Here is a 12,621-nt window from a genome sequence, read left to right on the forward strand (position 1 = left end):
CCAGCTCGTTCGGAAGTGTTTGTAGGGGGATTCGGCTTTTATGAGAAGGCCAAATGCTTGGTCATTTTGCGGGTTATTTGAAACGAGAGGAATTGCTCGGCGTTGCGCAATTGATTGAGCTGGCTCAGCTGCTGGCGGATCGCGTACACGCCACGTCCCCATTGTAGGAGCCGGCTTGCCGGCGATGAGGTCCCTGAGACTTGCGGTGAGCGTACGGGCCTCATCGCTGGCAAGCCAGCTCCTACAAGGATTGCAGTGTATGCAGGAGGTCTTGGACGTTGGTGAACTCTCGGTCGACGGTTGCCAGAGCGGGGCGTTTCAATACAAGCACCGGCACGCCTCGCTCTCTTGCCACTTCCAGCTTTGGTTCTGTGGCGGTGCTACCGCTGTTCTTGCTGATCAACACATCAATCCCGCGGCGCCTGAACAGCGCGCGCTCATCCTCAATCAAAAACGGTCCCCGCGCCCCGATCACTTCACACCGCTCATTCCCCGGATACACATCCAGTGCGCGCAGCGTCCAGAATTGCTCCGCTGGGATCTCATCAAGATGCTGCAACGGCTCGCGCCCCAACGTGAACAGCGGACGCATGAAGGGCTTAAGTGCTTCAATCAATGAGGCCCAATCACTGACTTCCCGCCAGTCATCCCCCGCCTGCGGCTGCCACGCCGGGCGGCGCAACGCCCAACACGGCACACTGCTCAACCGCGCAGCCTCGGCAGCATTGCGGCTGATCTGCGCCGCATACGGATGGGTCGCGTCGAGAATCAGGCTAATCCCCTCATCCCGAACAAACTGTGCCAAGCCCTCAGCGCCACCATAACCTCCGACCCGCACTTGGCAGGTCAGGTCGGTGGGCACGCGCCCTACGCCGGCCAGGCTGTAGATATGTTCCGGGCCCAAGGTGCGGGCAATCGCCAATGCCTCAGTCACGCCACCCAGCAGCAGAATGCGCTTCATAGCGGCTTGACCACTTCCAGCAAGGTAATCGGCAACGCTTGGCGCCACGTATCGAATTCCCCCAGCGGCTGGGCTTGGGCGACATGGATACGCGTCAGTTCGCCGCCATGCCGGGCGCGCCAGTCCATCAAGGTCATTTCGCTTTGCAAGGTCACGGCGTTGGCGACCAAGCGTCCGCCCGGCCGCAGGTTTTGCCAGCAGGTATCTAGCACGCCGTCGCGGGTGACGCCGCCGCCGATGAAGATGGCGTCCGGTGCCTCCAGGCCGCTTAAAGCCTCGGGCGCTTTGCCGCGAACCAGTTGCAGGCCCGGCACGCCGAGGGCGTCGCGGTTGTGTTCGATCAGGCCTTGGCGACCTTCATCCGCTTCAATCGCCAGGGCGCGGCAGCTCGGGTGAGTACGCATCCATTCGATCCCGATGGAGCCACTGCCCGCGCCCACGTCCCACAGCAGTTCGCCGGGCATCGGCGCGAGACGGGCCAGGGTCATGGCGCGTACGTCGCGTTTGGTCAGTTGGCCGTCGTGTTTGAAGGCTGAATCCGGCAGGCCTGCCAGGCGCGACAGACGGGGTGTTTCGTCAGAGGCCACGCAGTCGATGGCAACCAGATTCAAATCGGCGACTGCCGCGTGTTGCCAATCAACTGCCTGCCCGTCGATGCGCCGCTCATGCGTGCCGCCCAAGTGCTCAAACACACTCATTCGGCTCGGCCCGAAGCCGGACTGAGCCAGCAACGAGGCAATCAACGCCGGACTCCGCCCGTCATTACTCAACACCAACAACCGCACGCCACTGGCCAGATGAGCATTCAGCGCCGCCAACGGCCGGGCGACCACGGATAAGGTCACCACGTCCTGCAACGGCCAGCCCAACCGCGCCGCTGCCAACGACACCGACGAAGGCGCCGGCAAAATCAGCAACTCTTCAGCCGCCACCTGTCGCGCGAGGCTCGCGCCCACGCCATAGAACATCGGGTCCCCACTGGCCAACACGCACACCGGCTCGCCGCGCCGCGCCAGCACCGGTTCCAGGGAAAACGGGCTCGGCCATAACTCACGCTCGCCGCGAATACACACCGGCAACAGGTCCAACTGGCGCTGAGCACCTATAATCCGCGTGGCGCGCAACAGGGCATGCCGGGCATTCCTGCCGAGCCCCTTGAAGCCGTCTTCACCGATGCCTACAACCGTCAGCCAGGGCGACATAACAACTCCTTGAACGACATCCGACGGGCAGGCTTTTCATGCCGCCGGACAAAGCAGGCATAATACCGCGCCTTTACCCATCAACCGGTAGCCCCGTGAACCCAACGCCCGCTGTCAATACCTTGCGCCCCTCGGCTTGTCCGGGGTTGCTGCGTATTGTCCAGGCGCTGGACGGCGGCATTTGTCGGATCAAATTGGCCGGTGGTTCGATCACTACCGCCCAAGCCCACGCGGTGGCGGATGCCGCCCAGGCCTATGCGGGCGGCGTGATCGAGGCGACCAACCGCGCCAATCTGCAGATTCGTGGGATTGGCACTGAAGAAAGCGCGCTGATTGCGATGCTGCTGGCAGCCGACCTCGGCCCCAGCAATGCCGCCGGCGACGACGTGCGCAACCTGATGCTCAGCCCGAGCGCCGGGATCGATCCGCAGATGCTCTTCGATACGCGCCCGCTGGCCGAACAGATCCTGAATACCCTGCAAAGCCACCCGCGTTTTCATGAGTTGTCGGCCAAGTTCGCCGTACAGTTGGATGGCGGTGAGGCGTTGGCGATGCTCGAACATCACCATGACCTGTGGCTGTCTGCGTTCGTGCGCGATGGCGAGACGCTTCTCGCCTTTGGTCTGGCAGGTTGTCCGGGGCTGGATGCACCGCTGGCCGCCGTGCCATTGGACCAGGGCCATGCACTGGTGGTGGCCGTGCTGGAAGCATTTCTCGATATTGCCACTCCCGAACAGACCCGCATGCGGCATCTGTCTGTGGATAACTTGCTGAGTCGTCTAAGCCTGCCGCTGCTGCCTGTCGATGGCTTCAAACGCCCGCCCAGTGGCGCTTTGCTGCACCTTGGCACTTATCCACAAGCGCAAAAGAACCAATGTTACGTCGCCGCCATCGCACCCTTGGGCCGCCTGGATGCGACGATGCTCAGGGGCGCCGCGCAACTGGCCAGTGAGTACGGCGACGGCACGCTGCGCTTCACCCCCTGGCAGGGGGTGCTGCTGCCCAATGTCGAAAAACCGCACGCCGTGACCGAACACCTGGCGCAGCTCGGTTTTCTTTGCTCAATCGACCAGCCCCTGTCGCGCATGACCGCCTGTACCGGCTCCAGCGGCTGCGGCAAGGCCCTGGCCGACACCAAGGCCGACGCCGTCCAACTCGCTGCCCTGGACACCGGGCACAACGTGCACCTGTCCGGCTGCCCGCGCTCTTGCGCCGCCGCACACACCGCGCCGGTGACCTTGCTGGCGGTGAGCCCCGGCCACTACGACCTCTATTTCCGCGAGGCAGCCCACCCCGGTTTCGGCCGGCTGCACGCACGCAACCTTTCTATTGAAGCGACGGGCGCCTTGCTGCGCGCTCGCCCACGGAGCAACACCGATGATTGATTACATCCGCGACGGTCAGGAGATCTATCGCAACTCCTTCGCCATTATTCGCGCGGAAGCCAAGTTGGACCGCATCCCGGCTGACTTGGAAAAACTCGCGGTGCGGGTGATTCATGCCTGCGGCATGGTCGACGCCATCGACGGCCTGCAGTTCTCCGAGGGCGCGGGCAAGGCTGGGCGCGATGCGCTCGCCGCGGGCGCGCCGATCCTGTGCGATGCGCGGATGGTTTCCGAAGGTGTGACCCGCGCACGCTTGCCGGCCAATAACCCAGTGATCTGCACCCTGCGCGACGACAGCGTGCCGGAGCTGGCGCGCGAACTGGGCAACACCCGCTCCGCCGCCGCCCTGGAGCTGTGGCGTCCGCACCTGGAAGGCAGTGTGGTGGTGATCGGCAATGCACCGACCGCGTTGTTCTATCTGCTGGAAATGCTGGATGCGGGCGCGCCGAAACCGGCGTTGATCCTCGGTTTTCCAGTCGGTTTTGTCGGCGCCGCTGAATCCAAGGCGATGCTGGCCGCCGACAGCCGTGGCGTGCCGTTCGTGATCATGCAGGGCCGCCTGGGCGGTAGCGCCATGGCGGCCGCTGCGGTGAATGCCTTGGCCACGGAGGTCGAATAATGCAGGCACGCGGACGTTTGATCGGCCTGGGCGTGGGCCCTGGTGATCCGGAACTGATCACCCTCAAGGCCCTGCGCCTGCTGCGCGAATCGCCCGTGGTGGCGTACTTCGTGGCCAAGGGCAAGAAGGGCAACGCCTTTGGCATCATCGAAGATCACCTGGTGCCGCAACAGACGCTGATGCCGCTGGTGTACCCGGTGACCACCGAAGTGTTGCCGGCGCCGATGTCCTACGAGCAGGTGATCAGCGATTTCTATGACGCCGCCAGCGTTGACGTCGCCGCACATCTGGACGCGGGCCGTGACGTGGCGGTGATCTGCGAAGGTGACCCGTTCTTCTATGGGTCTTACATGTACTTGCACGACCGCCTCGCCGAGCGCTATGGAGCGCAGGTGATTCCAGGTGTGTGTTCGATGCTCGGCGGTGCCTCGGTGCTGGGGGCGCCGTTGGTGTATCGCAATCAGAGCCTGTCAGTTCTTTCGGGTGTATTGCCCCATGAAGACCTCAAGCGCCGCCTGGCGGATGCCGATGCGGCCGTGATCATGAAGCTGGGTCGCAACTTCCCGAAGGTGCGCCAGGTGCTGGAAGAGCTCGGCCTGGCCGGACGTGCGTTGTATGTGGAACGCGCCACCATGGCGAACCAGAAGATCGTGCCGCTGGATCAGGTCGATCCATCGTCGTCGCCGTACTTCTCGCTGATCATCGTGCCCGGTGAACGGTGGCAAGGTTGATGAGCCCGGCGATTGTCATTCTGGGCCAGGGCAGCCTGGCCACTGCGCGCAAGATCCAGCAGGTGTACCCCGGCGCGTTGATCCACGGCCTGGCCGGACGGGTCGACGGCGCGGACCAGGCCTACAGTGAATTCGGCGCGACCCTGCGCCAACTGTATCAGCAAGGTACGCCGCTGATTGCGCTGTGCGCGGCCGGTATCGTTATTCGTACCCTGGCGCCGCTGCTGTTGGAAAAAGGCGAAGAACCCGCCGTGCTGGCCGTGGCCGAAGACGGCAGCGCGGTGGTGCCGTTGCTTGGCGGCCTTGGCGGTGTGAATGTCATGGCGCGCGAAATCGCCGCTGCGTTGAACGTAGCTGCTGCGATCACCACCAGTGGCGAGCTGCGTTTCGGCACCTGCCTGCTCAATCCACCAGCGGGTTATGAACTGGCCGACCTGGAGCTGGGCAAGCGTTTTGTCTCCGACCTGCTGGCCGGCGAAAGCGTGCGCATCGAAGGCGCCGCGCCGTGGCTGGACCAGGCCAACCTGCCCCAGGACCCACAGGCACACCTGGCGATTCATGTGGGCAGTGCCGAGCGCACGCCTGCCGCCAATGAGTTGCTGATCTACCCGAAGACCATCAGCGTGACCTGCAAGCCAGGTGCGCAGCTGGCTGAGCGTGTGCGCACTGGGTTGCATGAGGCGGGCATCGCCGTGCAATCCCTGGCGTGCCTGCTGGCCAGTGATACGCAGATGGCCGAAGTGTCGTTGCATGAAGCGGCGTTGGAGCTGGGTGTACCGCTGCGTTTTGCCAGCGTCACCCAGGACGCCGATATCGTCATCAACGTTGCCGAGCAACCCTTGGACCTGTCGCAAGTCGGCCGTGTGCGTGGTCGTCTGGCCGTGATCGGCCTGGGCCCCGGCGCCGCTGAGTTGATGGTGCCAGCGGTCAAGGCTGAATTGGCACGCTGCACCGATGTGTTGGGTTACGAAACCTACGTGCGCATGGCCGGGCCCTTCCGTGACGACCAGGTGCAGCATTGCACCGACAACCGCGAAGAAATGCAGCGTGCCCGCCATGCCTTCGAACTGGCGGCCCAAGGTCGCTCGGTGGTGGTTGTGTCGTCCGGCGACCCCGGCGTGTTCGCCATGGCCGCTGCGGTGATCGAAGCCCTGCACGAATCCAGCGATCCGGCCTGGCACCAGGTCGACCTGGAAATCCTGCCGGGCGTTTCGGCCTCGCTCGCTACCGCCGCCCAGGCGGGCGCGCCGTTGGGGCATGACTTCTGCGTGATGTCGCTGTCGGATAACCTCAAGCCTTGGTCGATCATTGAAAAACGCCTGGACCTGGCGTCCCAGGCCGACCTCGCGCTGGCGTTCTACAACCCGATTTCGCGTTCACGGCCGTGGCAGTTGGGGCGTGCCCTGGAAATCGTCGCGCTGCACCGCACGCCTGAAACGCCGGTGGTGCTGGGCCGTGATATCGGTCGGCCGGGGCAGACCCTGCGTGTCACCACGCTGGGGCAACTGACGCCGGAGCAGGTGGACATGCGCACCATGGTGCTGATCGGTTCGTCCACCACCGTCACCTTCCCGCGTGCCGGTGGCGGTGAGTGGGTGTACACACCGCGCTGGTACGGCGAGAAACCCGCCACCTGAAAGCCGCCCAACAGGCGCCTGAAAGCTCCGAATGACCCAGGGATTTTCCTGGTGTTGTCCGGGGCTTTTTCTTTTTTCTGCGACGAAATCCGGAAGCCCGCCAGGCATGCCGCGTGATTGCTGGGCGGCGCGGTTTGACGGGGTGCGCCAAGGGATGTTTGTCGTCTGGAAAACGCTTCAGCCAGTGGACTAGGGTGGACATAAGCCCCGAGTTGGGGTGCTTGTGGAGAACCAAAATGGAGCGACATCACAGAAGGATCAACAATAAAAAAAGGCGCACGTTGATTGCCGCCTACAAGCTACCGGGAGCGTCCGGCAAACACGCGGCGCTACCGTTGGACATCGAGGACGACTTCAATGCCGCCGTGGTCAACAACGGCGTCATCTCGTTTGCCGAAGGCTTGTCCGGGTTGAACCGGGAGTACGTGCGTAAAAGCTATTTGCTGGCCAGCAGTTACGTCAGCGATGTGTTGAAAGTCCCGCGTGGCACCGAACGCTGGTACGACGAATTCATCAAGGTAATGGTCAGCCTGGGTTGGTTGCCGGTGCGCAGCCGCTTCGAACGGGTTTCGCGTTCCGGCAAGGGCCTGACCGTACAATTGGCGGCGTTGAACATCATCGCGGCCCTGCTGGCGTCGACATCATTGTCCGGCCACTTGCTGAGCGTTTTGCCGAAATTGGCGGCCGATGCATTGGAGGCGTTGAAGCAGGCACCTGGGACTTTCGAGCTGTTCAAGCGCAACAGCGCGGTACACCAGGGCGGTGATTTCGGCCTGGCGTCCTGTGCAGAAACAGACAGCGAACTGATGATGGTGCTGGTGACCTACAGCAGCCATGGCGTGAGCAAACAGGTGGGTCTGCCTTTCCTGGAATGGGACAGTTCCTCGTTCGAGGCCTTCAGCGGGCAGACGTGCCTGGTGCTGAATACCTCGGTGGTCAACGAAAAGACGATCCAACTGATGCGCGAGAGTGCGGGTGACAAGGTGCAGTCGGCTATCGCCAAATACCGGATCTAAGGCACCAGGTAACCGCGCACACCGGTGAAGATGATTTGCGCGGCCAGGGCACACACGAACAACCCCATCAACCGACTGACAATCTGTAAGCCCTGGTCACCGAGGATGCGTTCGATGCGGTTGGACAGGTACAGCACCACACCCACCGTGAGGCTGGCCAGGGCGATGCTGAGGATGGCGGTGAGCTTGTCATCCCAGTGCGGCTGGCTCACGCCCATCACCAGCAGCGCACCGATGGTGCCGGGGCCGACGGTGAGGGGGATGGTCAGCGGCACGATGGTCACGTCCTGCTGCACGTTGTCGGTCTGCACCGCCGACTTGCCTTGGGCCATGCCCAGGGCGGAGATAAACAGCACACTGCCGGCACCGATGCGGAAGGCGTCGACGGTGATGCCGAATACACTGAAGATCACGCGGCCGAACAAGTAGAGCAACACGCTCGATACCAGGGTCGCCAACGCCACCTTCCACGCCAGGCGCCGCCGTTCTTTGCTGGAGTAGCCACGGGTGAGGCTGATAAAGCAGGACAGCACGAAGAACGGGCTGTAGAGCACCAGCATTTTCAGGTAGACGCTGAATAACACGTGGAGCATGGGGGGCGGCTCGCGGTAGAAGGAGGAAATCCTAGGGGAGTCTATCAGGCCTGTGTTCCACTGTAGGAGCGAGCTTGCTCGCGAAGTGTGTTAACGATGACGCAGCTCATCAGGTTGCACGCCGTGAGCTTGCATTTTTCGCGAGCAAGCTCGCTCCTACAGAAGGTTTGTTTCAATCAGGAAGGGGCGTGCTCGGGCCGCTGTTGGCGCTGCGCCACCCAGAACTCCACCAGCTCACGCAACTGCGACAACTCCACCGGCTTGGCCATGTGCCCGTCCATTCCGGCCTGGCGCGCACGCTCTTTATGTTCCGACAGAATGTGCGCCGTCAGCGCCACCACCGGTGTGCGAATACGCTGGTGGCTGACTTCCCACGCGCGCAGTTGCTGGGTGGCCGAGAAGCCATCGAGGATCGGCATTTCACAGTCCATCAACACCAAGTCATAGCGCTGGGCTTTCATCGCTTCCAGCGCTTCCTCGCCATTGCTGGCAGTGTCCGGGTTGAGATTGAGCTTGCCGAGCATGCCACGGATCACCTTGGTGGAGATGCTGTTGTCTTCGGCCACGAGGATGCGGAAATCCGTCGGCACGGTGATGGCCGCCGGGGCATTGAGGACCGGGCGGGGTGGGACGTTGCCCTTGCTGCGCTGGGTCAGTTCGTCGGCCAGGGTGGTCTTGAGCGTATAGCCGGCCACGGGTTTGGCGAGGATGCGCTTGATCCCGCAATTGCGCGCGATGATCTTGCTCGGCGCGTTGCTGATGCCGGTGAGCATGATCAACAGGATGTCGTGGTTCAGGCTCGGGTCTTCCTTGATCTTCGCCGCCAGTTGCATGCCGGTCATGCCGGGCATGTTTTGGTCCAGCAGCACCACGTCGAAGTAATCGCGCAGGTGCGCCTTGGTGCGCAGCAGTGCCAGGGCTTCCTTGCCCGAAGGCACGGCGCTGACGTTGAGGCCCCAGGCCGAGCATTGTTGCACCAGCACTTTGCGGCAGGTGTCGTTGTCGTCCACCACCAGCACTCGCGCGCCTTTGAGGGGGCCGTCGAGGTCGGAGGTCGGGTGCTCCAGGCGTTCCGGGTCCAGCGGCAGGGTCAGCCATAAGGTGCTGCCCTGGTGGCTGCCGCTCTTGATGCCGAATTCGCCGTTCATCAATAGGATCAACTGGCGGGCGATGACCAGGCCCAGGTGACCGTTCAGGCGGGTGGCGGAGAAGAAATTCTTGCTGTGCAGTTCGCTGTGCAGCAGGGCGTCACGCTCGGCGGCTTCCATCGGCAAGCCGCTGTCTTGCACGGCGATGCGCAGGCGCGGCTTGGTGCTGCGGTCGTCCAGTGCGACGACGATCAGCACTTCGCCTTCGTCGGTCTTTTGCAGGGCGTTTTCCAGCAGGCTCAACATGGCCTGGCGCAGGCGCGTCGGGTCGCCGCTGATCACGCGGGGCACTTGGGGCTGGATAAAGCTGATCAGTTCGACGTTCTGTTGCTCGGCCTTGGCGCGGAAAATACTCAGGCAGTCTTCGATCAGCGCGTTGAGGTCGAACTGCACGTCATCCAGTTCGATCTGGCCGGACTCCAGCTTGGAGATGTCGAGGATTTCGTTGATCAGCGTGAGCAGTTCATTGCCTGCACTGTGGATGGTCTGCACGTAGTCGCGCTGTTTCACCGACAGCGGTGTGCCCAGCAGCAATTCGGTCATGCCCAGCACGCCGTTCATGGGCGTGCGGATTTCGTGGCTGATCTTGGCCAGGAACTCTGCCTTGGCGGCAATCTCTGCGTTGCTTGCCGCCAGGTCGCGGCTGAGGCTGAAGCGCGCTTCAACAATCGCGCGCTGGCGTTCGCCCAGTGCCAGGCTCATCAACAGGCCGCTAAGGCAGATGAAGGCCAGCAACGTAACGATCAGGCCCTGAGGCGAAACCATCGTCAGACCCAGTAGCGCCGGCAAAATGATCAGCGTGCCGATGTTGAACACCACCATCGCCGCCACGAACAGGCGTGCCGGACGGTAGCCTTTCTGCCAGTGATAGGCCGAGACAAACAACATGCTCAAGCCAGCCAGGGCCACCAGGGCATAGGTGATGATGTTCAGCGGCAGGGTGTTGACGAACAACAGCAGCAAGCCGCACAGCACGATGAACAGGATGTCGGCCATCAACAGCTTGTTCAGCGGGTGTGGGCCCAGGGGCATGAAGAAACGGTAGGCAAACATCAATCCGCACGGCGCCGTCAGCAGCAGGGCCAGATAGGCGCCTGGGGTCTGGATTGCGTGCCAGTTGGGCAGCCAGGGGCCGATCAGGTTGAGCAGCAGTGCGAGGCTGAGCATCAGCAGGATTTCGCAGGCCGCCAGCCACAGGCTGCTGCGCGAGCGGTGGTAGGCGAAACGGGTGATGTTGTGCAGGATCAGCATCAGCAGACAGCCGAACAGCAGGCCGTAGATCAGCGTCTGGGTCTGGTCGGCGGCGGCAAGCACGGCCGGTTCCAGGGTGATATAGGGGCGCAGCTCATGTTCCGAGACCAGGCGCAGGTAGACCTCTAAAGGTTTCTGGCTCTGGGGCATCGGCAGCATGAAGTCGCTGCTCGGCAATGGGCGCTCCGCCTGGGGCTGGCGTGTGCCGGTGCTCTGCTGCTCCACCAGGGTGTCGCCGTCCAGTACATAGAGGCTCAGGTGGGACAAATCCGGAGCAAAGACCCGCAGCACTTGTTCGTGCTTGCCGGGTTGCAGTTTGAAACGCACCCACAACGCACCGTCCGGTTCCGCGGCGGTAATGCGGTCCAGTTCGATGGGGCTGAATTGATTGGTGTAGCGCGAGGAACGGATGTCGCTCAGTTGCAGGTCGGCCTGTTCATCAAGCAATACTGCCCAGCCACTGCCTTGTGCGGCGGCCTGGGCCGGGAACAAGCAGAGCAGTGTCAGCAGACTGACAGTAAAACCTATGGCGATCCTGAGCCAGCGCACGGCGAAATCCCTTCGTAGGTTGATGCACGGTTAACTATGCGCGGGTAGGGCTGCATACGGCAAGGGCCAGAGGCCCCTGCCTAGCCGAACGGATAGCGACTTACTGTTTCTCGCCACGCTCCCGCGCAATGGCGCGATAGCCGATGTCCTTGCGATAGAAGCAGCCTTTCCAGTCGATCTTTGCAGCCAGCTTGTAAGCCTGTTGCTGCGCGGCGTCGACACTGGCGCCCATGGCGGTGGCGCACAACACACGGCCGCCGGCTGTCACAACCTGGCCGTCCTTGAGCGCGGTACCCGCGTGGAACACTTTGCCTTCCAGCGTAGCAGCGGCGTCGAGACCTTCAATGACGTCGCCCTTGGCGTAGTCGGCAGGGTAGCCACCGGCCGCCAGCACAATGCCAACGCTCGGACGTGGATCCCACTGGGCTTCTACCTTGTCCAGGGCCTGGGCCAGGGCAGCTTCCACCAGCAACACCAGGCTCGATTGCAGGCGCAGCATCACCGGTTGGGTTTCCGGGTCACCGAAGCGGCAGTTGAACTCGATGACTTTCGGGTTACCGGCTTTGTCGATCATCAGGCCGGCATACAGGAAACCGGTGTACACATTGCCTTCGTCGGCCATGCCACGCACGGTCGGCCAGATCACCAGGTCCATGACGCGCTGGTGCACGTCGGCGGTGACCACCGGGGCAGGGGAGTAGGCACCCATGCCGCCGGTGTTCGGGCCGGTGTCGCCGTCGCCGACGCGTTTGTGGTCTTGGCTGGTGGCCATTGGCAAGACGTTCTTGCCGTCGACCATCACGATGAAGCTGGCTTCTTCGCCGTCGAGGAATTCCTCGATCACCACGCGTGAACCGGCGTCACCGAACGCGTTGCCGGCGAGCATGTCGCGCACGGCGTCTTCGGCTTCCTGCAGGGTCATGGCAACGATCACGCCTTTGCCGGCGGCCAGGCCATCGGCCTTGATCACGATCGGCGCACCTTTTTCACGCAGGTAAGCCAGGGCCGGCTCGATCTCGGTGAAGTTCTGGTAGTCGGCGGTCGGGATTTTGTGGCGCGCCAGGAAGTCCTTGGTGAACGCCTTGGAGCCTTCCAACTGGGCAGCGCCAGCGGTCGGGCCGAAGCAGTCCAGGCCACGGCTGCGGAACAGGTCCACGACGCCGGCAACCAATGGCACTTCCGGACCGACGATGGTCAGGGAAACATTCTTTTCAGCAAAGTCGGCCAGCTGCTCAAGGGCCAGCACGTCGATTGCGACGTTCTCGCACTTGGCTTCAATGGCGGTACCGGCATTGCCGGGTGCTACGAATACTTTCTGGACGCGCGGGTCCTGGGCAACTTTCCAGGCCAGGGCGTGTTCACGGCCACCGCTGCCAATGATCAAAACATTCATTTCAAAAACCTCAAATTCTGTAGGCGCTGCTGAAGCGCTTCAATGTGGCGCCGAACTCATGTGGCGAGCGGGCTTGTCGAATCGTCGCACCGCCCGCGTTGGGCTGCGAAGCAGCCCTAAAACCAAACACCGCAGA

At 62.8% G+C, this 12,621-nt stretch carries 10 protein-coding genes; 5 read left to right on the forward strand and 5 right to left on the reverse strand.

Features of this window, described 5'->3' with window-relative positions; translation table 11 throughout:
* Positions 1–241 precede the first annotated feature (241 nt).
* Together CI807_RS09725 and cbiE are read right to left on the reverse strand one after the other, a co-directional pair.
* Entirely contained in the window at positions 242–961 is a 720-nt protein-coding gene (locus tag CI807_RS09725; RefSeq protein WP_095014522.1) for a cobalt-precorrin-6A reductase, read from the reverse strand.
* Positions 958–2,163, reverse strand: coding sequence for a precorrin-6y C5,15-methyltransferase (decarboxylating) subunit CbiE (gene cbiE / locus CI807_RS09730; protein ID WP_095014523.1), 1,206 nt, complete (start codon positions 2,161–2,163; stop codon positions 958–960). The genes CI807_RS09725 and cbiE overlap by 4 nt, the downstream gene beginning before the upstream one ends.
* Positions 2,164–2,201: 38 nt before the next feature.
* On the opposite strand from cbiE, the gene cobG reads away from it, so the two are divergent.
* The 5 genes from cobG to CI807_RS09755 all read left to right on the forward strand — a co-directional run bounded on the left by cobG (position 2,202) and on the right by CI807_RS09755 (position 7,551).
* The gene (gene cobG / locus CI807_RS09735) at positions 2,202–3,548 is read left to right on the forward strand and encodes a precorrin-3B synthase (protein WP_095014524.1); all 1,347 of its coding nucleotides are present in this window, start codon (positions 2,202–2,204) and stop codon (positions 3,546–3,548) included.
* The gene (locus tag CI807_RS09740; protein ID WP_016976987.1) at positions 3,541–4,167 is read left to right on the forward strand and encodes a precorrin-8X methylmutase; all 627 of its coding nucleotides are present in this window, start codon (positions 3,541–3,543) and stop codon (positions 4,165–4,167) included. Before cobG ends, CI807_RS09740 begins: the two co-directional genes overlap by 8 nt.
* Positions 4,167–4,898 carry a precorrin-2 C(20)-methyltransferase gene (locus tag CI807_RS09745; protein ID WP_095014525.1) on the forward strand — a complete coding sequence of 244 codons (732 nt, stop codon included), beginning with the start codon at positions 4,167–4,169 and terminating at the stop codon, positions 4,896–4,898. The genes CI807_RS09740 and CI807_RS09745 overlap by 1 nt, the downstream gene beginning before the upstream one ends.
* Positions 4,898–6,535 carry a precorrin-3B C(17)-methyltransferase gene (gene cobJ, locus CI807_RS09750; RefSeq protein ID WP_095014526.1) on the forward strand — a complete coding sequence of 546 codons (1,638 nt, stop codon included), beginning with the start codon at positions 4,898–4,900 and terminating at the stop codon, positions 6,533–6,535. Before CI807_RS09745 ends, cobJ begins: the two co-directional genes overlap by 1 nt.
* A 236-nt stretch (positions 6,536–6,771) precedes the next feature.
* A complete protein-coding gene (locus CI807_RS09755; protein ID WP_095014527.1) occupies positions 6,772–7,551 on the forward strand; it encodes a hypothetical protein in 780 nt (259 codons plus the stop codon).
* On the opposite strand, the gene CI807_RS09760 is transcribed toward CI807_RS09755, so the two are convergent.
* The 3 genes from CI807_RS09760 to purD all read right to left on the reverse strand — a co-directional run bounded on the left by CI807_RS09760 (position 7,548) and on the right by purD (position 12,485).
* Positions 7,548–8,144, reverse strand: coding sequence for a MarC family protein (locus CI807_RS09760; protein WP_003171467.1), 597 nt, complete (start codon positions 8,142–8,144; stop codon positions 7,548–7,550). The genes CI807_RS09755 and CI807_RS09760 overlap by 4 nt on opposite strands.
* A gap of 176 nt (positions 8,145–8,320) precedes the next feature.
* Complete coding sequence (locus CI807_RS09765) at positions 8,321–11,092, reverse strand: hybrid sensor histidine kinase/response regulator (RefSeq protein ID WP_095014528.1); 2,772 nt, start codon at positions 11,090–11,092, stop codon at positions 8,321–8,323.
* Between the two features lie 100 nt (positions 11,093–11,192).
* Complete coding sequence (purD, locus tag CI807_RS09770) at positions 11,193–12,485, reverse strand: phosphoribosylamine--glycine ligase (protein WP_016976992.1); 1,293 nt, start codon at positions 12,483–12,485, stop codon at positions 11,193–11,195.
* Positions 12,486–12,621: the final 136 nt, after the last annotated feature.

Source organism: Pseudomonas sp. NS1(2017) (assembly GCF_002269425.1).
GTDB lineage: Bacteria > Pseudomonadota > Gammaproteobacteria > Pseudomonadales > Pseudomonadaceae > Aquipseudomonas > Aquipseudomonas reactans.